A 21214-nucleotide genomic window follows, 5' to 3' on the forward strand; every position below is an offset into this window, starting at 1 on the left:
CGGGTCTCAGCCCGACCCGGCCTCCCTGCCCTCCCCGCACGGCCCTCCGCCCACCGCCTTGGGGACGCGCACCTCGGAGCCGTCCGGAGCGACCAACGGCAGGTACCAACGGGCGACTTCCACGGAGGTCTGCGGGACGTAGTGGAAGATGAGCGCCCTGCGGAAGCGGTCCCGCGTGGTGTTGGGGAGCGAGCCGTGCACCAGGCTTCCGTGGAAGAACAGGGCGTCGCCGGGGCGCATCACGGTCTGTACGGCCGCCATGCCCTCGGGCGGGCGCACCAGGCCGGTGGTGAACGACGCCTGGCCGTCGGCCGGTTCGGGGCACACCACCGCCATGGTGTGCGAGCCGGGGACGACGGACAGCGCGCCGTTCGCGGCGTCGCAGTCGTCGACGGCGATCCAGACGGCGAGACACGTCTCCGGGCGGGCGCGGAGGAAGTAGTTGTCCTGGTGCGGCGCCTGGCCGCGCGCGGAGGGCGGCTTGAAGTAGAACATCGACTGCGCGCCGAAGGCCGGGCCGACGAGTTCGGTGACGATGTCCAGGACGCGGCTGTCGGTCATCAGACGGCGGGCGATCGACCCGACCGCCAAGTCGGGGCGCCGGTGCGGCTGCATGAAGCGGGGGTATCGGGCCAGGACGTCGTCCTCGGCCAGGCCGTCCCTCGCGCCCAGGCTGTCGCGGTCCCGTACGACCTGGTCCATGAACGCCGAGCGGATCGCGTCGGCCTCGGAGGGCGCGAGCAGGGCGTCGACCTGGATCACTCCGTCGGCGGCGTAGCGGTCGGGCCGTTGCGACGGGGGCGCCGGGTGGAGTGCCATGTGCGTCGTGGGGAGCTTCATGGTCTCCATCGTGTTCGCCGGTTTCCCGGCCGGGAATCGGACTTCGAGGAGTTCACATGGGAGATGCTGCCGCGGGGCGCGGAGCCCGTACGCCTCCGGAAGTCGTCGCCACCGCCGACGACCGGGTCGTCGCCGGCCGGCTCGCGGCCGGTCACGCGTACCGGACCGTGCGGCGGGGCGGCACGGAGGACTGGCTGCTCCTGTTCACCTGCCGAGGGCGCGGGCGGATCAGGAGCGAGGGAGCGGCCGACGTGCACGCCGAGGGGAAGTCCTTCGTCGCCATCGCACCGGGTACGCCCCATGACTACGGCACCGATTCCGCCGCGGGGGCCTGGCTGCTGCTGTGGGCGCATGTCCAGCCGCGGCCCGAGTGGCTTGCCCTGCTGGACTGGCCGCGGGTCGCGCCCGGCGTGGGGCGCGTGCTGCTGCCGGATCCGCTCGCCGACCGTGTGGCCGGGGCGCTGGGGCGAGCCGTGTCCCTGGGCGACGGCGCCTTCGCGAACGCCGCGCTCTTCGGGGCCAACGCCGTGGAGGAGGCGCTGCTGTGGTGCGACACGCAGAATCCCCGCGGTGAGCGGATGGATCCCCGGCTCCTCGCCGTGCTCGAGCATCTGAGCAACCGGCTTGCCGAGCCGCACACCGTGCGGTCCCTGGCGCGCGTCGCGGGACTGTCGGAGTCACGCCTCTCCCGGCTGTTCACCGCGCAGTTCGGGACGAGCGTCATGGCGCACGTCGAGGCGCGCCGCATGGATGTGGCGTGCCGGCTCCTGCGGCTGTCGTCGCTGCCGGTCGGCGAGGTCGCCCGGCAGGTCGGGTACCGCGACCCGCTGTACTTCTCCACCCGGTTCCGGCACGCCGTGGGGCGCTCGCCCTCCGCGTACCGCCACGCCTGAGGGGAAGGCGGCGGCCAGCTCCCCGTAGGCAGTTGATCCGGTTCCACGAGGCTCTGTGCGGGCGGACTTTCGTGGACCGCCGTCGTGAGCCGGGCCGGCGCGTCCAGGTCGACCGTGGCCTCTTGTGATGGCCGCCGAGGTGGACGACTGCGGCGGGCGACGCGTCCGGTGCTCGCCTGGTTGAGTCGTACGGTCGTGTCGATCGACACAATCGCCCGACATTGTCACCTGACAATGTCGGGCGATAACGTGCTGGGCAAGCGACTGCTGGTGCGGCACGAAAGGCGGGCTCATGACCCACGCGTCCACGATCACGGCGACCTCCGCGACGAAGACCACCGCGACCAAGACCACAGCGATCCCCGAGCGTCCGGCGCTCCCCTTGATCGGTCACGCCCTGGACGTCCCGAAGGGCGCCGACGGCCTCGTCCATCTGATGAAGGAGGTCAAGGAGTTGGGTCCGGTGTACCGGGTCCGCGTCTTCGGCACCGAGTTCGTGGTCGTGGGCGGCCTGGACCTGGTGGCCGAACTCGCGGACGAGAGCCGGTTCCGCAAGAACGTGCACCCGGACCTGGTCGAGATCCGGCAGATCGCGGGTGACGGCCTCTTCACCGCCTTCCACCACGAGGCCAACTGGCAGAAGGCGCACGACATCCTGATGCCGGCGTTCTCGCTGGGCGCCATGCGCGGCTACCACGCGACCATGCTCCGGGTCGCCCGGTCGCTGATCGCCAAGTGGGACGGGGCCGTCGGCGGCGGGCCGGTCGACGTACCCGAGGACATGACCCGGCTGACCTTCGACACCATCGGGCTCTGCGGGTTCGGGTACGACTTCGAGTCCTTCCGGCGCGACGACGCGCACCCCTTCGTCGAGGCGATGGGGCGGGCGCTCGCCTTCACCCAGGCCAAGGGCGAGTCGATCCCGGGCACGGAGCTCTTCAAGTGGAAGCAGGCCGAGCGGTTCCGCGCGGACGCCGTACTCATGGCGGACCTGGTCGACGAGGTGATCAGGCGCCGCAGGGCGTCCGGTGACACCGGCACCGACGATCTGCTGGGCCGCATGCTGCACACCCGCGACGCGTCCGGCGAGCCGCTGGACGACGTGAACATCCGCAACCAAGTGATCACGTTCCTCATCGCGGGGCACGAGACCACCAGCGGAGCCCTGTCGTTCGCCCTGTACTACCTGACCAAGCACCCCGAGGTGCTGGCCCGCGCCCAGGCGGAGGTCGACGCGCTCTGGGGCGACACGGACGCGCCCGACCCCGACTACGGGGACATCGGCAAGCTGACGTACATCCGCCAAGTGCTCAACGAGAGCCTGCGGTTGTGGCCGACCGCGCCCGCCTTCGCCGTGGAGCCGATCGAGGACACCGTCATCGGCGGCGCCTATCCGGTGCTCGAGGGCGAGACGCTGATGGTGCTCACCCCGGCGCTGCACCGCGACCCCGCCTGGGGCGACAACGTCGAGCTGTTCGACCCCGACCGGTTCGCGCCCGAGCGCGACGCGGCCCGGCCCGTCCACCTCTTCAAGCCCTTCGGCAGCGGTGAACGTGCCTGCATCGGGCGGCAGTTCGCGCTGCACGAGGCCACCCTGCTCCTTGGCCTGCTGGTCCACCGCTACCGCCTGATCGACCACGCCGACTACCGGTTGAGCATCCAGCAGTCGCTCACCATCAAGCCCGGCGGGCTCACCCTGAAGCTCGCCCGGCGCACCTCCGAAGAGCGCCGACCGCCCGCCGGCATGAGCGGTGCGCCCGCGCTCACCGACAGGGACGGGCCCGCCCCCCGACGAGCCACCGCCACTGCCACTGGCATCACCACCGCCACCGCGCTCACGGTCCTGCACGGCTCCAACCTGGGCACCTGCGCGGGCATCGCCCACGACCTGGCCGCCGACGGGGACACGCACGGGTTCACCACCGCGGTCGCCTCACTCGACGAACACGCCGGTGCGCTGGGGGACGCGGACGGCCCCGTGGTGATCGTGGCCGCCTCCTACAACGGCCGTCCCACCGACGACGCCGCCCGCTTCGTCGCCCGGCTGGAAGATCTGCGGCCCGGCTCGCTCGACGGACTCCGGTACGCGGTACTCGGCGTCGGCGACCGCAACTGGGCCGCCACCTACCAGCGCGTGCCGACGCTCATCGACGAGCGGCTCCGCGCGGCCGGGGCCACCCCGCTCCTGGAGCGCGGCGCCGCGGACGCCTCCGGGGACTTCGCGGGGACCGTGGACCGCTGGAGCGCCGACCTGTGGACGGCCCTGCTCGACCGGTACGGCGAGGCCGAGGAGGGCGACGCGGCCGACGCCCGTCGCGAGCCGCGGACCGGCCGGGCGCCGGGCGGCCAAGGGCTCGACGGCGACCAGGGGCCGGACGACCAGGGGCCGGGCGACCAGGGGCTGTACGAACTCACCGACGCCGCCGACTCCGTGACCGGCGACCTCGCCGCGCGGCACGGCGTACAGGCCATGGAGGTCCTCGACGCGTACGAACTCGTCGACATGGAGCACGCGTTGGGCCGCTCCAAGCGCTACCTCAAGCTGCGGCTTCCGGACGGCGTCACCTACCGCACCGGCGACCACCTGGCCGTCCTGCCGCGCAACCCCGAGGCGCTCGTCGGGCGGGCCGCCGACCGGTTCGGCCTGGACCTCGACCGCACGGTCCGCCTGCGCGCACGCCGCCGCAGCCGGGGCGCCCTCCCCGTCGACCGGCCGCTGACCCTGCGCCGCCTGCTCACCGACTTCGTGGAACTCCAGCACCCGGCGGTCCCGGAGCACGTGGCCCTCCTCGCCGAGCACACCGCATGCCCGCCCGAGAAGAAGTCCCTGGCCGCACTGGCCGCCGCGGAGCCCGAGACGTTCCGCGAGCAGGTCACCACCGCGGGGCGGAGCCTCCTGGACCTGCTGGAGGACCACCGCTCCTGCGAGCTGCCGTTCGAGCGCTTCCTGGAGATGCTGCCGGTCCTGCGCCCGCGCCACTACTCGATCTCGTCCTCCGCGCAGGCGGCTCCCGGCGAGGCGGAGTTGATGGTGTCCCTGCTCGTCGCGCCGCACCGTGCGGGAGCCGGCACCTTCGAGGGCATCGCCTCGCACTACGTCCAGGGCCTGCGGGCCGGTGACAGCGTCCAGGCCAGGGTCCTGCCGTGCGGCGACGCCTTCCGCCTGCCCGGGGGCCTGTCGGGGGACGACGCGACCCCGGCCGTGCTCGTCGCCGCGGGTACGGGCCTCGCGCCCTTCCGCGGAGCCGTCCTCGACCGCCTGCACGGCGGCTCCACCGCCACGCTGCTCTGCTACTTCGGCTGCGATCACCCGGACGTCGACTACCTCCACCGCGAGGAGTTCGAGCGGGCGGAGGCGGCCGGCGCCGTCAGCATGCGCCCCGCCTTCTCCCGGGCGCCCGAAGACGGCGTGCGCTACGTGCAGGACCGCATCGCCCGGGAGAGCGCCGAGATCTGGGGCGTCCTGGAGTCCGGCGGACTGATCCGCGTCTGCGGCGACGGCCACCGCATGGCCCCGGCCGTGCGCGAAGCCTTCATGGCCGTCTACCGCGAGCACACGGGTGCGGGAGACGAGGAAGCGGCCACGTGGCTGTCCGCTCTCGTCGAGTCGGGCACGTACGTCGAGGACGTCTGGACGGGCTGAGCAGAGGCTGAGTGGCGGCTGAGCGGTACGGAGGCGGTCAGAGTTCCGGCAGCGGTACGGGATCCAGCGTGCCGCTCGCCAGCGCGACGATGCCCGCCACCAGGGCCCGCAGCCCGTGCAGTTCGGCCTCTTCGTCGGGCAGGGTCAGGTGCTGCAGGGTGAGCCCTTCGAAGGACGCGAGGAAGAACCGGGCGACGGTCGGCGCGGGCACGGCGAGCTCGTGCCCCGTGCGCTCGGCCGCCTCGCTCACCAGTCGGGCCGTCACGACCACCACCTCGCGGTAGTGGCTGTCCAAGACGTCGCGCAGCTTCGGTGTCCGCAGCGCCAGCATGTTCAGCTCGGTCAGGAGCTGGTGGGCGGCCGGCTGGTCGCGCACCGTGCGCCACAGGGCGGTGACCATGGCCGCGAGCGTCTCCTCGAAGCCCGCGTCCACGGGCGCCGACTCCTCGACCTGCCTGACCAGGTCCTGGGTCAGCTGCTCCATGACGGCCCGGTACAGGTCCTCCTTCGTGCCGAAGGTGTAGTGGACCGTCGCCTGCGCGACGCCGAGCTCCGCGGCGATGGCGCGGGTGCTTCCGGCGGCGACGCCCTCCCTGCTCATGAGGACGATGGCCGCTTCGATCAGCTGGGGGCGGCGCTCCGCCGCGGTCACATGAGCCATACGCGCATCATAGCGACTCAGTCACTTGAGCAAGTCGACCGAACGAATCGCCGCCCGCCGCCCGCCGCCCGCCGCGGCCCCGCACCGCCACCGCCTCTTTTCCTTTCTTACGTACCTTTGCCGCTGCTCTGCCGAGCCTGTGAAACGTGCCCGCCACAGTCGTACTCGCACCCGAGAGACGAAGGAGTGGGTATGAGCAACAAGAGGACGGCGAAGCACGCGGGGCTTGCCGTGGGCATGGTGGCGCTGCTGGCAGCGGCACTGCCGACGACGGCAGAGGCCGCACCCGACAGGGGCCCCGCGGCCCCGGAGTGGTGCGCGACGGTGACGGTGCCGGGACACCGCGTCGACTGCGGCACGGTGGACCGCCCGTTGGTCGCGGGGAAGCCGGGACTCGGCACGACCGAGGTGAGCTACGCGGTCGTACGGCACAGCGCACCCGGCGCCGCCAGGGGCACCGTCGCCGTCAACCCGGGCGGCCCCGGCGAGGTCGCGATCGACCGGGCCGACCGCTTCGCGTACGCCCTGGGCGACCTCCTGAAGGACCACGACCTGCTCCTCGTCGACCCGCGCGGCACCGGTCGCTCCGAGCGGATCCCCTGCGGCGTCACCGACGCCGAGTACCGCTTCGGCACGCGGGCCCAGCAGCGGGCCGCCGTCGAGCGGTGCGGCGAGAACCTCGGGCCGAAGGCCGCCGCGTACACGACCGCGGCCACCGCCGACGACATCGACGCGATCCGGGCCAGGATCGGCGCGCCCCAACTCTCCCTCTACGGACTGTCGTACGGCACGTACCTGATGCCGGTGTACGCCTCGCGCCACCCGGAGCGCGTGCGGTCCGTCGTGCTGTCCGGCGCCTACCCGCACGCCATCGACCCGCTGGCGCGGTCCAGCGCCCAGGCGGTGTCCCAGACGCTGCGCCGCGTCTGCGAGCGCGGCACCGCCGAGGCGTGCGACGGGAAGCAGGCCGTCAAGGACCTGGCCACCACGGCGTCCCGGCTGCGGGCCCGGCCCATGACCGTGCCGATCACCACCGAACACGGCACATACACCGCGCGGTTCACCGAGGGCAAGCTGGCCAACCTGATGTACGAGTCGGCCAGCCGCGAAGTGGGGCTCGACCCGGCAGGGAGCTCCCTCCTCGGCGACCTGCCCCGCGCCCTGAACCGCTTCGCCAAGGGCGATACCGCGCCGCTGCGGACGCTGATCCAGAAGGAGGGCGCCACGGCCGGCGAGGAGGACCAGGCGCCGTACGTCGCGGTCGTCTGCAACGACTACCGCAAGGCCTGGAAGAAGGACGCGCCGCTGTCCGAGCGGTGGCGCCAGTACCGCGCCGCGCTGAAGTCCGCCGGCCCCGGTGAGCACGGCGTGTTCAGCGCCAGGGGATTCGCCGAGGGGCCCACGGACGGCGGGGACGCCTGCATCGGCTGGCCGCGCGAGAACACCCCGGACCCGCAGCCCACCAAGCTGAGGCTGCCCGACGTCCCGGTCCTCGTGCTCTCCGGTGACCTCGACTCCAACACGACCGTCGAGGACGGGAAGAAGGCGGCCGAGGCGTTCCGCGACAGCCGGTTCTTCTCGGTGCGCAACACCGGGCACGTGCCCGAGCTGCAGGAGAGCGGCTGCGTCCTCGGGGTGACCACCCGGTTCCTGCGCACCGGCAAGCCGGGCGACACGTCCTGCCTGCGCACCCTGCCGCCGATCGCCGTGGCGCCCGTGAACGCCTCCGCGCACCACTGACGGGCCGGTGCCGTGACCGCGTCCACCACCGGCGAAAATGATCACATGACTGAGGAAACGGGGCACCGCAGGACGGTGTTGGTCGTCGAGGACGATCCGGGTGTGCGCAGCACCCTGGACCAGCTGCTGCGCTTCGAGGGCTACCGGGTGCTCACGGCCGCCGACGGCCTGGAGGCCCTCGGCCTCCTCGAACAGGAGCGGCCCGACCTGGCGGTGGTGGACGTGGTCATGCCGGGCCTCGACGGCCTCGGCCTGTGCCGGATGCTGCGCAGACGCGGCGACCGGATGCCCATCCTGGTCCTGACGGCGCGTCATGAGGTCGGCGACCGGGTCGCGGGCCTGGACGCGGGCGCCGACGACTACCTGGCCAAGCCGTTCGCGACCGAGGAACTCTTCGCCCGCATACGCGCGTTGCTCCGGCGCACCGAACCGGCCGAGGACAGCGGCGTCCTGGCCGTCGCGGACCTCACCCTGGACCCCGGGTCGCGGCAGGCGTTCCGCGGCGCGCGTGAACTCGACCTGACCAAGACCGAGTTCGACGTCCTCGAACTGCTCCTGTGCCACCCGGGCACGGTCCTCACCCGGTCCCAGATGTACGAGCGCATCTGGGGCTTCGACTTCGACACCACCTCCCGGTCCCTCGACGTCTACATCGGCTATCTCCGCCAGAAGACCGAACAGGACGGCGAGAGCCGTCTCATCCACACCGTGCGCAGCGTCGGCTACACCGTCCGGGCCGCCTGATGCTCCGTATCAAGATCACGGCCGTTGTCGTCGCGGCCGCCGCGCTCGCCATGGCCCTGGCGGCCGTCATGTCCTACCGCGGTGTCGGCGCCCTGGTCGGCGACGAACTCGAGCGCGGGCTCGACGACCGCACGGACACGGTCGTCACCCTGCTCGCCGCCGACCTGACCCCGCCACCGCGTGCGGACATGACCGAACAGGTCGTGTCCGAGCACGGAGCCGTGCGTCGGCTGACACCGGGCGGCCGCGAGCTGCCGGTCTCCGCGGCGGCTCTGCGGGTGGCGCGGACGGGACGGGGGGAGAGCCGCGCGGACATCGTCGTCTCCGGAACCGAGTACGGAACTCTGACCCGGCCGCTGCCCGGTGGCGGAGCGGTCATGGTCGGCCAGAGCTACGAGCGCGCGGCGCGCGTCGACGACGCGTTCATGTGGCGCATCTCCTGGACCACCGCGACCGCCGTCGGCCTGTCCGCCCTGCTGAGCTGGTTCGTCCTCGGACGGATCCTGCGGCCCGTCCGCCAGCTGGTCCGCACCACCGGGCGCATCACCACCACCCGGGATCTCTCCACCGCGCTGCCGCCCGCCGGATCCGACGAGATCGGCCAGCTGACGCGCAGCTTCGAGGCGATGCTCACGGCGCTGCGCCGCTCGCGCGCACAGCAGCAGCAACTCGTCCAGGACGCGAGCCACGAGCTGCGCACCCCGCTGACCTCGGTGCGGGGCAGCGCCGAACTCCTGCAGAGGGCCCGCGGCAGGCTCGACCCCGAGGACGAGGAGCAGATCCTCACCACCCTGGTCACCGAGACGGCGGCCCTCGACGATCTCGTGCGCGAACTCGTCGACCTGGCCACCGACCGCTACACGGACGAGGACCGGGACCGCGTCGACCTGGTGGCCCTGGCCGAGGACACCGCGCACCGCCACCGGACCCGGACCGGACGCACCATCTCCGTCACCACACACAGGCCGGTCCCCGTACGGGCGAGGCCCCGCGCGGTGCAGCGCTGCGTCGACAACCTCCTGAGCAACGCGGTGAAGTTCAGCCCCGAAGACACGCCGATCACCCTGCACATCGACGGGCGCCGGCTGTCCGTGCGCGACCGGGGCCCCGGCATCGAACCGGGCGAGCGCGACGCCGTCTTCGACCGCTTCTACCGGGGCTCGCGCACCCAGGCGACCCCGGGCTCCGGGCTCGGGCTCGCCATCGTGCACGACATCGTCACGGCCGACGGCGGCACCGTGTTCGCCACCGGCGCCGACGGCGGAGGAGCGGAGGTCGGCTTCGTCCTCCCGCCCGACGGTCCCGACGGCCGGGACGGCCCCGGTGGCCCGCACCGGCCGGGCGGCCCGAAACGGCGAACCGCCCTTCTGCGCCGGGTCACCTCAGCAGGGCAGCCGCTCCAGAAGCCCCGCGAAGTCGGTCCCCGCGGAGAGCGTGCCGAAGGCGAGGCCGCGGTCCCCGGCAAGACGCGAGGCGCAGAACGCGTCGGCGACGGGGGCCGGGGCGTGCCGCACGAGGAGTGAGCCCTGCAGGACCAGCGCGGCCCGCTCGATGACGCGGCGGGCCCGCAGCGGCGCGTCCTCGGTCAGGACGAGCTCGCCCCGGAGGTCCCGCCACGCGTCGTCGAGGCGCCGGTCGGCCCCGGCCGCCGCCTCGATCTCCGTACGGAAGGCCTCCAGGGAAGCGGGTTCGCGGGCCAGGGCGCGGAGCATGTCGAGGGCGTTGACGTTGCCCGAGCCCTCCCAGATGCCGTTCAGCGGGGCCTCGCGGTACAGGCGCGGCATGCCTGACGCCTCGTCATAACCGTTGCCGCCGAGGCACTCCAGGGCCTCGGCTACCGCCGCGGGCTGGCGCTTGCACACCCAGTACTTGCCGACGGCCGTGGCGAGCCGCAGGAACGCGCGCTCACCGTCGTCCCCCCGCTGGGCGCGGTCGGCGGCCCCCGCCATGCGCAGGGCGAGCGTCGTGGCCGCCTCGGACTCCACGGCGAGGTCGGCGATCACGTTCCGCATCAGCGGCTGGTCGATGAGCTTGGTGCCGAAGACCGCGCGGTGGCGCACGTGGTGGGCGGCCTGCGCGAGCGCGGCACGGGTGCCCGCCGCGGAGCCGAGCACGCAGTCCAGGCGCGTCATGGTCACCATCTCGATGATGGTGCGCACGCCGTTGCCCTCGGGGCCCACCAGCCAGGCGACGGTGTCGTCGAACTCGGGCTCGCCGCTGGCGTTGGAGCGGTTGCCGAGCTTGTCCTTGAGGCGCTGGATGCGGAAGGTGTTGCGGCTCCCGTCCGGCAGGACACGGGGGACCAGGAAGCAGGAGAGCCCGCCGGGGGCCTGCGCGAGCACGAGGAAGAGGTCGTTCATCGGCGCGCTGGTGAACCACTTGTGGCCCCTCAACCGCCAGGTGCCGTCGGCCTGTTCGGTGGCGACGGTGGTGTTGGCGCGGACGTCGGTGCCGCCCTGCTTCTCCGTCATCCCCATCCCGGCGAGCAGCCCGCGCTTGCCGGCGGGGGCGCGCAGTCCGGGCTCGTAGACACGGCTGGTGAGCAGCGGTTCGTACGTCTTGGCGAGGTCGGGCGCGTGTCGCAGGGCAGGGACCACCGCGTACGTCATGGACACGGGGCACCCGTGCCCGGCCTCGGTGCTGCTCCACACCATGAACCCGGCGGCGCGCGCCACATGGGCGCCCGGCCGCTCGTCGGCCCAGGCGCTGCCGGCGAGCCCCTCGCCGACCGCGATCTCCATCAGGGAGTGGTAGGCGGGGTGGAAGTCGACCTCGTCGACGCGGTTGCCGTAGCGGTCGTGGGTACGCAGCTCCGGCTCGTGGCGGTTGGCCTCGTCGGCCCAGCGCCGCACCTCCTCGCTGCCCGCGCGGCGCCCGATCCGGTGCAGGTCGTCGAGGTGCCAGTCGGCGCCCTCGCGGCGCACGCCCTCCAGCAGGACCGGGTCGTCGGCGATGTCGTGACCGGTCAACGGCGGGGCCTGGTTGGTCACTTCATGGGTCGCGGTGGGGGACATGGAGCCTCCTCCTGAAAGGGTGGATCGGGAAAGGGCGGTCGGGTCAGGCGTGCGGGGTCTCCGGCGGCGTCCCGGCAGACGTCCCGGGCGGGGCGCCCGCGCAGCGCAGCGCCATGGCGACGAGCTCGGCCAGGAGCTCGTCGACGTCGTTCTCGTCGTGGGCGCCGAGCGGGTCGACGAGGACCTCGCCGATGGCGCCGGTGAGCGCGGCCGCGGTGATGTCGCCGTTCTGCGCGGGCAGCAGCCCGGCGGCCATGCCTTCGTGGAGCACGTCGGTGAACAGCGCCCGGTAGCGGCGGCGGAAGTCCAGCCGCTCGGCCCCGACGGCCGGTTCCGCCGGCGCGGCCAGCAGCGCGTGGGCCAGGCCGCGGTTCTCCAGGGCGCGGCGGGCGAAGACCTCGACGCCGCGGGCGAGCCGCTCGACCGGCGATCCGTCGGGGTGGTGGAGCACTTCGCCGAGTACGTCGACCTCGCGCCCCGCGGCCCGCCGGAACACCTCCACGGCGAGCGCCGCCTTGGAGGGGAAGTGCTGGTACACCGAACCGGCCGCGATCCCCGCCGCGTCGGCGACGGCGGTCACGGACGCCTGCGACCAGCCCACTTCGGCGACGACCGCGGTCGCGCAGTCGACGAGGCGCTCTCGGGCCGCCGCAAGGCGACGGACTTCGGTGGGGGTCTTGCGATAGGCCATGGAAGAAGTGAACCACCGTTCAGAGCAAGAAGTGAACCTTCGTTCGGACCTTTCTGGAATCGGTGGCCGCGACGGGGGTTCGCGGGGGCGGGCCCGGCGAAGGATCCACGGCAGACCAGAAGCCGCACCGCATCACAGGCCGGCGGAGAGCCCGACCCCATGCGCCGCCGGTGCAGACCGAGAGGGAGAACCGTGACCGAAACAGATGCCGTGCTGCACCTGCGCCGCGCCGGATGCTCGCTCCTCCTGGAGTGCGCGCCCGACCGCCTCCCGACGGTCCGGCACCGGGGCGCCGACCTCGGGCCGCTGGACGCCGAAGCGGCCCGGACCGCCTGCCTGGCCGGTGACGGGATCGGCCGCCTGCCGGGCGAGTCGGCCGCAAGGCCCCCCTCCGTGGTGCCCGAGCCCCCGGACCGGCATGCGGTGCTCGTGTACGTCGACGTGGTTCCCGAGCCGTGACCGCTGAAGCGGAGGCGGGGTGGTGCGGGAGCCGTCCTGAGCCGATACTTCGCCGGGCAGAGCGACGGATGCGGGAATGGACGACGGAGGGAAATCGATGCGGTCAAGGGTGAGTTCGAGGTCTCGCACCGCCTCGCGCGGAGCGAGGCGCGGAATCGCGGCGGCGGTGGGAGTGGCCGTGGCCGCGGGCCTGCTGGTGGCCGCCCCCGCGCACGCGGCACCGGCCTGTGACGCCCCCGAAGCGGCACCGCCGACCAAGGTGGCCCACCTTCCGGACTGGGTCGAGTCGATCGCCGTCGACCAGCAGGGACGGATGTTCGCCACCGCGTACTTCACGGGCCGTGTGTACCGGATCGGCGCACCCGGCAGCGAGCCCGTGGCGCTCACCGGGAACATCGGCGCCAACGGCGGTGTCGTCGTCCGTGACGACGGCCGGCTTCTCGTCGGCACCGGCAACGACCTCGCCCACTCGCTCACCGGCGACTTCCACCCCAGCTCGAAGCTCCTGCTCGTGGATCCGGAATCCGGGAAGGTCACCACGTACGCCTCGGGACTCGGCGGCATCGACGGCATCGCCCTCGCGCCCGACGGCACCGTCTACACCACGACCCTGGGCGGCAGGAACATCGGCCGCGTCACGCCGGACGGCCGGGTCGACCCCGCCTGGGCCAAGGTGCCGCAGCCCAACGGAGTGGCCGTCTCCCCGGACGGCAGGCATGTCTACGTCATCCAGACCACCGTCGCCCCCGGGCTGTACCGGATCCCGGTCGACGACCCTTCGCACCCGGAGCGCTGGATCTCCGTCGCGCCGTCCGACACCCTCGCCCTCCCCGACGGGATCACCCTCGACAGCCGTGGACGGCCGCTCGTCGCCACGCACGCGGCGGGACAGATCTGGCGGGTGGAAGGCGGGAAGCTCTGCGCCGTCGAGTCGGGGCTGCACCTCTCCACGCAGATCACCTACGGACAGGGCGAGCGCGGCTTCTCGGCGGGCAGGCTCTACCGCTCGGGAGTCGACGGAAAGATCTACGAGGTTCCCGCGGGCGCCGAGCCCGCGGCGCGGAACTGACCGCGTCGGACACCGGGCCTTCGGGCTGAGCGGACCGGGCCGACCGGGCCGAGTCGACGAACGTCCAGGTGAGCCGCGTCTCACCTGGACGGCGCCGCTTGTCTATGCAACGAGTTGCATAGAAGGATTCGGGTATGGCGCTCGAACACGCGATCCTCGTCTCCCTGCTGGAGAAGCCGGGCTCCGGCTATGAGCTGGCCCGGCGGTTCGACCGGTCCATCGGCTACTTCTGGGCCGCCACGCACCAGCAGATCTACCGCGTCCTCAAGCGCATGGAGAGCGACGGCTGGATCGACGTCCGCGAAGTGGTCCAACAGGACCGGCCGGACAAGAAGGAGTACTCCGTCGCCGCCCCCGGCAGGACCGCGCTCTCCGCGTGGCTGCACGAGCCGATCGAACCCGAGAGCGTCCGGCACGAGCTCGCCGTCAAGATCCGCGGCGCGGCCTTCGACGACCCCGCCGCGCTGATCCGCGAGGTGGAGCGGCACCGTCAGGCGCACGCCGACCGGCTCGCGCACTATCTCGCGGGGGAGCGGCGCGACTTCCCGGGGCCCGAGGCCGAACTTCCCGGGGCGACGCCCGACGCCGGGCGCGAGCTCCAGCACGTCGTGCTGCGCGGCGGCATCGCGTACGAACGGATGACGCTCGCCTGGCTCGACGACGTGATCGCCACCCTCCACCGCCTCGCCCCCGAGCGCTGACACAGCCCCACCCCCACACTCCTCACCCTCACCCCCTGCCCAACTCCCGACCAGGAAAGGCACATTGCCGTGGCCGACCCGCTGCTGTTCAACCCGACCACCTACGACCCCACGCACTTCGACCCCGAGACGCGCAGGCTGCTGCGCGCGACCGTCGACTGGTTCGAGGCGCGCGGCAAGCGCAGGCTGATCGAGGACTACCGCTCCCGCGCCTGGCTCGCGGACTTCCTCGCCTTCTCCGCCAAGGAGGGCCTGTTCGCGACCTTCCTCACGCCGTCCGCCGCGGCCGACGGTTCCGAAGGCGCCGGGGACAAGCGCTGGGACACCGCCCGCATCGCCGCTCTCAACGAGATCTTCGGCTTCTACGGCCTCGACTACTGGTACGCGTGGCAGGTCACCATCCTCGGCCTCGGCCCGGTCTGGCAGAGCGACAACGCCGTGGCGCGTGCCCGCGCGGCCGAACTCCTCGACCAGGGCGAGGTGTTCGCCTTCGGCCTGTCCGAGAAGACCCACGGCGCCGACATCTACTCCACCGACATGCTTCTGGAGCCCGACGGCGAGGGCGGCTTCCGGGCCACCGGCTCCAAGTACTACATCGGCAACGGCAACGCCGCGGGCCTGGTCTCCGTCTTCGGCCGCCGCACCGACGTCGAGGGCCCCGACGGCTACGTCTTCTTTGCCGCCGACAGCCGCCACGAGGCGTACCACCTGGTCAAGAACGTCGTCGACTCGTCGAAGTACGTGAGCGAGTTCCGCCTGGAGAACTATCCGGTCGGTGCCGACGACGTCCTGCACACCGGCCGTGCCGCCTTCGACGCCGCCCTCAACACCGTCAACGTCGGCAAGTTCAACCTCTGCACCGCCTCGATCGGCATCTGCGAGCACGCGATGTACGAGGCCGTCACGCACGCGCACAACCGCATCCTGTACGGCCGTCCCGTCACCGCCTTCCCGCACGTGCGGCGGGAGTTGACCGACGCGTACGTCCGCCTCGTCGGGATGAAGCTCTTCAGCGACCGCGCCGTCGACTACTTCCGCTCCGCGGGGCCCGACGACCGCCGTTACCTCCTCTTCAACCCCATGACGAAGATGAAGGTGACCACCGAGGGCGAGAAGGTCATCGACCTCATGTGGGACGTCATCGCGGCCAAGGGCTTCGAGAAGGACAACTACTTCGCGCAGGCGGCCGTCGAGATCCGCGGCCTGCCGAAGCTGGAGGGCACGGTCCACGTGAACCTCGCCCTGATCCTCAAGTTCATGGGCAACCACCTGCTCAACCCTGCTGAGTACGCGCCCGTCCCCACCCGCCTGGACGCGGCCGACGACGACTTCCTCTTCCGGCAGGGGCCGGCGCGCGGCCTCGGCGCCATCCGCTTCCACGACTGGCGCACCGCGTTCGACGCGTTCGCCGAGCTGCCCAACGTCGCCCGCTTGCGCGAACAGGCCGACGCGCTCTGCGAGTTCGTGCGGACCGCCGCGCCCGACGAGGAGCAGAGCCGCGACCTCGACCTCCTCCTCGCCGTCGGCCAGCTCTTCGCGCTGGTGGTCCACGGGCAGCTGATCCTGGAGCAGGCGCGGCTGACCGGCCTGGACGAGGACGTCCTCGACGAGCTCTTCGCTGTTCTCGTACGAGACTTCTCCGCGCACGCCGTCGAGCTCCACGGCAAGGACTCCGCCACCGAGGCGCAGCAGAGCTGGGCGCTGGGCGCGGTGCGCCGTCCGGTCGTCGACGAGGCGCGCTCGGCGCGTGTCTGGGAGCGGGTGGAGGCGCTGGCGGGCACGTACGAGATGGCGCAGTAGCCGCGACAGCCGCCGCTGTCACTTCCTATCCCTGACATTCCCGCGCCCGGTGAACGGCTCCGCTGAGCAGGTCGACGCGCTGCCCCTCGCCCTCCTTGAGGACGTAGAGCGTGCCGTTCCCGGGCGTCCAGTCGCGGGGCACGAGGAAGACGCGGTCACCGGAGACATGGAAGAGGCGCAGCCCCGCGTACTCGTACGCGTACTGACTGCCCTTCTCGGTGACGCGGCGGTAGCAGCTGCCGCCGCCGCGGATCATGAGGTCCTTCTTGCTGAAGACGACGACGGCGGGGAAGTCGGCGCGCACGGTCCGCTCGGTCAGCCCGGCCCGGCCGCGGCCGGCGATCTCCGCGTACGCGGAAACGGCCCAGAACAGCGACAGAACACAGATGAAGAGGGTGAGCCCCCACAGCCGCAGGTCCCTGCGCTCACGGGTACGGGCGTACGCGTTGAGCGAGAAGGCGGCGATCGCGGTGAGCGGCAGCAGCAGGTCGAACAGCCATGGCCCGAGCGGATACAGGGGTACGAGGACGAGCGGCACCGCCCAGGCGTGGCGCAGCCCGCGGACGGCACGGGCAAGCCGTTCCGGTTCGCTCGTCGTCCAGCGGTGCAGCCCGAGCACCCCCAGGGCGACGCCGGCCGCGAGCCAGGCGGGCACGTAGAGGGCGTCGACGCTGCGGAGCAGATAGTCGCTGGTGGAGAAGTGAAAGACGGTGTCCCGCAGACCGAGCGCCTTGGTCTCGGCATCGGTGCTGGCCCAGCCGAAGTAGAAGAGGACGGCGGTCAGGAGGGTCACGAGCGACCCAATGGCCCCCACGATCTCGACCCAGCCGAACTTGGGCTCGGGGTTGGGGGGAGGGTTGGGTGTGGGTGTGGGTGTGGGTGTGGGTGCGGGTGCGGGTGCGGGATCTGGGGCTGGGGTCGGGGTCGGATCCGGGTCAGGGCCTGTGCTGGGGGGTGGGCCCGTGTTCGTGTCTGGGGACGGGTTCGGCTCCGGGGGTCGGGGCTCGTTCATCGGGGGAGTGCGTCACGGCTGGATGCGCCGGGGCTGGGTGCCGAAGGGCCCGGTGACGGTGAGTTCGGGGAGGGCGAGTTCGGGGAGGGCGAGTTCGGTGATGGCGGGTCCGGCGACGGCGGTGGTGGTTCAATGCCGGACCAGTCGAGGGTGAACGCGGCCTTCTGGACGACCCTGGACCCCTCCTTCGTCACGAGCGTCACGTCGATCACGGTCGGACGCTTGCCGCCGTAGCCGTCCGGCCCCGGCAGGTCGATGGAGATCGTCGCGTCCTTGCAGCACCTGGCCTCGTCCTCGGCGTCACCGAACGGCTCCACGACGATGGGGTCCGTCAGCTCCGCGGCGCGCAGTTCCACGGTCTTCGGCTCGGCCGGCCACGTTCCGGAGAAGTAGGCGGACGTGCCGGGCGCGTAGCTGTTGTCCTGGGCGGTGATCTTGCTTGCGCAGGCCCCGGAGCCCGACGTCGAGGGACGGAGCACGACCTTCTCGGCGGGATGCTGCCGGTAGTAGGCGACGAAGCGCTGCAGAACCGCGTAGGCCTCCCCGTCCTTGCACAGCTGATCCGTGCTCCCCGGCCGGTAGTCGGAGGCGCGCAGCGCCTTCTCGGCCTTCGCCGCGATGTCGAGGCCGCCGCGTTCGCCGTGCGCGGCCTTGCAGATGCCGCCGAGGCCCTCGATCACCTTCCAGGAGTCCGGCGACGCCTGGTTGCCGGTCTGCTTCGCGGGGTCGACGGCCGTGTCGTACGCCTCTTGGCACTCGCCTCGCTGAAGCAGGTCGTACGCACTGTCCGGTTCGAGTTCCTCGTCGGTGTTGGGTGACCTCGGCCCCCACGGAAGCCAGCCGGGCGGCGTGCCGCTCCCGCGGTTCCCGTTCCCACTGTTGCCGTTGCCGTTGCCGTTGCCGTTGCCGTTCCCGCCCGGCTGTCCGTCCCCGCCGCCGGTCTGCCAAGTCCCGTCCGACGTGCCGCTCGACGCGCCGTTCGACGTACTGCCCGACGTACTGCCCGACGTGTCGCCGCCGCCCGAGCCGCCACTTCCGTTCGTGCCGCCCCCGTCCCCGCCGCCGGCCCCCGTGCTCGTGCCGCCGTCGTAGGAACCGCCGTTCCCGCCGCCCTGCGCACCGCCGTCGGGCGACGCGAGCCCTCGCACCCCGAAGAACAGCCCCACCACCAGGACGAATCCGGCAAGCGTGAAGGCCCAGCCCGGAAGCCGCACGAGTCCTGAACCGAAGCGAACAGACATGAAGACACCCCCGTGTCGCCTAGAGCACATCATGGTGCCGTGAGGGTGCGTCCGGGTATCCCTTTGGCCGCCATTGGCACACGGCGGCGTACGAGGAGGTACCGTCCCTGCCCCCCCCCAAGCCACCGCCTGCCGGATCCAGCATCCTCTTCGCTCATGCCCTCCACCGTGTGGCCGTTGTCGTCCCACTCGATGTGCGCGGCGGCGATCAGCGCCGCGGGGAACGTCTCCGGATTCCACGCCTCTCCCTCCTCAGCCTGCGCCTCGGTCGGCGGGAACCGCTTGACCAGCCCGTCCAGGACGGGCCGCGGCAGCGCCTTGAACGTCAGCTCGTACGAGACGCCGTCGAAGAATTCCTGCGTGTCCTCAACGGCTCTTTCAGCCTGGGCAGTCGCCTCGCTGTGCTCGCAGCAGTTCTTCGCATCGGCCATGTGGCATCGGGCGAGGGCGGTGCAGACCTTTCTGCCGAAGCCGAACGGGCCGTGCAAGGCTTCAGCGGCCCCGCTCGGCGAACGGGGCTTTCGGAGACCTGGTCGCGGCGCACAGTGCGATCTTGCCCTCATCCGGCTCCACAGCGACGAGCTGGAGGGCGGCTTCGGCCTTGAAACCGTACGCCTCGTTCTCGGTCTCGGTCCGCGAACGAGAATGGCGTCAGTGCCGCACGTCGTCAAAGCCCACTTAGAGGTCGTCTCGACCGGCATGATGGTGAGGTTGGGCGCCGTGATGGCGATGGTGGAGCGTCTGGTCCCGAATGGGTTGGCGGGTCCGAACCCCGTCGGTACCTCCGCCGCGAACACGCACGACAGTCAGGGAGCCTTTTCCAACCTGTCGCGGTGGATCGGTAGTTGGGCCAGGGCCAGGGCCAGTGCCGGGACGTGGAAAAGCTCCTGGTAGACGGGTTCATGCCTAAGATCACCTGTCGACCAGGAGCTTCCGCGTGCTTGTCCACCCGAGCGGCGCCGATGTTTCCACCGCGAGGCTGCGCTACCTGTCCGCCTGCCTGCGAACCAGGCGCCGGGAACGCGGTACCCGATGGCGTCGGCTGCCCGTCGGACGGCAGGCACTGCTCGTCCTCGCCCATCTGCGATCCGGTCACACCTGTGCCCAACTCGCTTCACACGCCGAAATCCGCGCACTCGTCGAGCAGGCCATGGCCACTCTCAAGACGTGGCGGCTCCTGCGCAAACCTCGGTGCAGCACCACCCGCATCACCGACCTGGTCAAAGCCGTCCTCACCTTGGAACTGGCCGTCTCAACCTGAGGACGCAAAGAGCCTCACTGATCCGCGTTGCTCAGCTGACCGGTTCATCGTCATGAGCGCCCCGCACCGCCGGTTCGAGCAGCGACAACGTCCGCTGCTGCGCGTCAAGGGCGACGCGGATGCCCACCGGCATCGGCAGATTCGGGCCGGCATGTCCGAAGTCGACGTTGCCCAGGACCGCGACGTCACGGTCGCCGAGGACGTCGAGGACGATCTCGCGGAGGGTCGGGGAAGCGTCCGTCCCGAGCCCGTCGATCGCACACGGCACGCCCACGACCATGCCGGAGATCCGATCGAGGATCCCTCGGTGCCGCAGCACCTGCAGATAGCTCCACACATGCGCTGCCTGGCCGCCCATCTCCTCCCAGAACAGCACCGCGCCGTCGAACCATTCGAGCGGGAGCGCGTAACGGGTCGCCTGCGACAGCACGATGCGATTGAGCAGCCCGCCGATCAGCCGGCCTTCGGCGCGACCGGCACGCCAGCACTCCCACGACGGGCTGACGGGCAGCGCACCGATCGCCTCCGGGCCGGACAACAGCGCCCAGTAGAGCTTCTCAAGCTCCGCTTGGCGCACCGCGGGCGCGGCCTGCCAGTGCCCGCCGAGTCCAGGGGTGGCCAGATCGGCATGGAAGCCGACCAGGCCCGTGCGCGCATGGAGCACCAGATGCAGCAGCGAGATATCGCTGTAGCCGAGGATCGGCTTGGGGTCAGCAGTGATCGCCTCGTCGTCGATCAGGTCGAGGTAACCGAGCACCGTCGTCCCACCGTCATGCGCGATGATCGCGCGCACCTCAGGATCACGCAGAAGAGCGTTGAACTCCTCGGCGATCTCCGGCGGCCGAGCCGCGCTCCACCAATGGTGCCGCCCGGTTTCGAGCAGCGGCGCGAGACGCACGCGAAACCCCATCCGCTCAAGCACGGTCACCGCCCGCTTGAGGTCGGGCACGTACCTGACGTCGAGCGGACCGGACAGCGACGCGATGACGACGAGGTCTCCGGGCGCCAACGCGCGAGGCCGAAGCGGTTGTTGAGGCAGTACGGCACGGGTCACCGAGGCAGTATCCCCACGCCTGCAGCAACACGCTACGCATTTACCGATCAGCCGCCCAGCAGGTCCAGGCCGCATGAGCAGGCCGGCGCCGGCACGTGAGCCGCCTTCGGGGGAATCACGTGAGAACCCACCCCAACGCCTCCGAAGAGGAGTTCAGCCTGCTGCATCCACCAGGTCCGTGAGCCCGGCCTCAGCGGCCGCAATAGCAACGGCCAATCAGTCGCAGCTGCCAAGCATCGATCGGCTCTCCTCTACAGGTTGGAAAAGGCTCAGGGACTTGAAACCCTGGTACGGGGCATACCTTCTCCCAGAAGGTGGGCCGAGTATTTCCTGGCCTTCGCCGGTATCGCGGCGACCCTGATCTGCTGCCGACGGCTCGGCGGCCGAGCGC

17 protein-coding genes and 1 pseudogene are annotated in these 21214 nt (G+C 71.7%); 10 read left to right on the plus strand and 8 right to left on the minus strand.

Features of this window, described 5'->3' with window-relative positions:
- Positions 1-6 precede the first annotated feature (6 nt).
- Entirely contained in the window at positions 7-840 is an 834-nt protein-coding gene (locus ACZ4D5_RS38855) for a phytanoyl-CoA dioxygenase family protein (protein ID WP_467777203.1), read from the minus strand.
- A 56-nt stretch (positions 841-896) separates the two neighbouring features.
- Between ACZ4D5_RS38855 and ACZ4D5_RS38860 the strand changes: the two genes are divergently transcribed.
- Together ACZ4D5_RS38860 and ACZ4D5_RS38865 are read left to right on the plus strand one after the other, a co-directional pair.
- Positions 897-1733 (plus strand): helix-turn-helix domain-containing protein, encoded by an 837-nt coding sequence (locus ACZ4D5_RS38860; protein ID WP_467777204.1) that lies wholly within the window; start codon positions 897-899, stop codon positions 1731-1733.
- Between the two features lie 292 nt (positions 1734-2025).
- On the plus strand, positions 2026-5376 hold the full coding sequence (locus ACZ4D5_RS38865; protein ID WP_467777205.1) for a bifunctional cytochrome P450/NADPH--P450 reductase: 3351 nt from the start codon (positions 2026-2028) through the stop codon (positions 5374-5376).
- 37 nt (positions 5377-5413) lie between these two features.
- On the opposite strand, the gene ACZ4D5_RS38870 is transcribed toward ACZ4D5_RS38865, so the two are convergent.
- Positions 5414-6037, minus strand: coding sequence for a TetR/AcrR family transcriptional regulator (locus ACZ4D5_RS38870; RefSeq protein ID WP_467777206.1), 624 nt, complete (start codon positions 6035-6037; stop codon positions 5414-5416).
- 192 nt (positions 6038-6229) lie between these two features.
- Here ACZ4D5_RS38870 and ACZ4D5_RS38875 point away from each other — a divergent pair, with 192 nt between their 5' ends.
- The 3 genes and pseudogenes from ACZ4D5_RS38875 to ACZ4D5_RS38885 all read left to right on the plus strand — a co-directional run.
- Positions 6230-7777, plus strand: coding sequence for an alpha/beta fold hydrolase (locus ACZ4D5_RS38875; protein ID WP_467777207.1), 1548 nt, complete (start codon positions 6230-6232; stop codon positions 7775-7777).
- Positions 7778-7822: 45 nt separating this feature from the next.
- On the plus strand, positions 7823-8521 hold the full coding sequence (locus ACZ4D5_RS38880) for a response regulator transcription factor (RefSeq protein ID WP_467777208.1): 699 nt from the start codon (positions 7823-7825) through the stop codon (positions 8519-8521).
- 425 nt (positions 8522-8946) lie between these two features.
- Positions 8947-9804, plus strand: a pseudogene (locus tag ACZ4D5_RS38885) (sensor histidine kinase); the annotation flags it as partial.
- A gap of 99 nt (positions 9805-9903) precedes the next feature.
- Here ACZ4D5_RS38885 and ACZ4D5_RS38890 read toward each other — a convergent pair.
- Positions 9904-11535: an acyl-CoA dehydrogenase family protein gene (locus tag ACZ4D5_RS38890; protein WP_467777209.1), complete on the minus strand. Its 1632-nt coding sequence runs from the start codon at positions 11533-11535 to the stop codon at positions 9904-9906.
- Positions 11536-11578: 43 nt separating this feature from the next.
- Positions 11579-12226, minus strand: coding sequence for a TetR/AcrR family transcriptional regulator (locus tag ACZ4D5_RS38895; RefSeq protein ID WP_467777210.1), 648 nt, complete (start codon positions 12224-12226; stop codon positions 11579-11581).
- 192 nt (positions 12227-12418) lie between these two features.
- Here ACZ4D5_RS38895 and ACZ4D5_RS38900 point away from each other — a divergent pair, with 192 nt between their 5' ends.
- From ACZ4D5_RS38900 to ACZ4D5_RS38915, 4 genes are all read left to right on the plus strand, one after another.
- On the plus strand, positions 12419-12685 hold the full coding sequence (locus ACZ4D5_RS38900) for a hypothetical protein (protein ID WP_467777211.1): 267 nt from the start codon (positions 12419-12421) through the stop codon (positions 12683-12685).
- A 178-nt stretch (positions 12686-12863) separates the two neighbouring features.
- Positions 12864-13754 carry an SMP-30/gluconolactonase/LRE family protein gene (locus ACZ4D5_RS38905; protein WP_467777212.1) on the plus strand — a complete coding sequence of 297 codons (891 nt, stop codon included), beginning with the start codon at positions 12864-12866 and terminating at the stop codon, positions 13752-13754.
- Between the two features lie 134 nt (positions 13755-13888).
- Entirely contained in the window at positions 13889-14455 is a 567-nt protein-coding gene (locus tag ACZ4D5_RS38910; protein WP_467777213.1) for a PadR family transcriptional regulator, read from the plus strand.
- Between the two features lie 69 nt (positions 14456-14524).
- Entirely contained in the window at positions 14525-16255 is a 1731-nt protein-coding gene (locus tag ACZ4D5_RS38915; RefSeq protein ID WP_467777214.1) for an acyl-CoA dehydrogenase family protein, read from the plus strand.
- A 25-nt stretch (positions 16256-16280) separates the two neighbouring features.
- Here the strand turns inward: ACZ4D5_RS38915 and ACZ4D5_RS38920 are convergent, their stop codons facing one another.
- The 3 genes from ACZ4D5_RS38920 to ACZ4D5_RS38930 all read right to left on the minus strand — a co-directional run bounded on the left by ACZ4D5_RS38920 (position 16281) and on the right by ACZ4D5_RS38930 (position 18939).
- A complete protein-coding gene (locus tag ACZ4D5_RS38920) occupies positions 16281-17048 on the minus strand; it encodes a hypothetical protein (RefSeq protein WP_467777215.1) in 768 nt (255 codons plus the stop codon).
- A 215-nt stretch (positions 17049-17263) separates the two neighbouring features.
- A complete protein-coding gene (locus ACZ4D5_RS38925; RefSeq protein WP_467777216.1) occupies positions 17264-18508 on the minus strand; it encodes a hypothetical protein in 1245 nt (414 codons plus the stop codon).
- Positions 18509-18537: 29 nt separating this feature from the next.
- Positions 18538-18939 carry a hypothetical protein gene (locus ACZ4D5_RS38930; RefSeq protein ID WP_467777217.1) on the minus strand — a complete coding sequence of 134 codons (402 nt, stop codon included), beginning with the start codon at positions 18937-18939 and terminating at the stop codon, positions 18538-18540.
- A 506-nt stretch (positions 18940-19445) separates the two neighbouring features.
- On the opposite strand from ACZ4D5_RS38930, the gene ACZ4D5_RS38935 reads away from it, so the two are divergent.
- Complete coding sequence (locus tag ACZ4D5_RS38935; protein ID WP_467777218.1) at positions 19446-19769, plus strand: hypothetical protein; 324 nt, start codon at positions 19446-19448, stop codon at positions 19767-19769.
- A gap of 31 nt (positions 19770-19800) precedes the next feature.
- Here ACZ4D5_RS38935 and ACZ4D5_RS38940 read toward each other — a convergent pair whose 3' ends face one another.
- Positions 19801-20823 carry a S66 peptidase family protein gene (locus ACZ4D5_RS38940; protein ID WP_467777219.1) on the minus strand — a complete coding sequence of 341 codons (1023 nt, stop codon included), beginning with the start codon at positions 20821-20823 and terminating at the stop codon, positions 19801-19803.
- Positions 20824-21214: the final 391 nt, after the last annotated feature.

This window comes from Streptomyces sp. NPDC025651 (genome assembly GCF_055558735.1).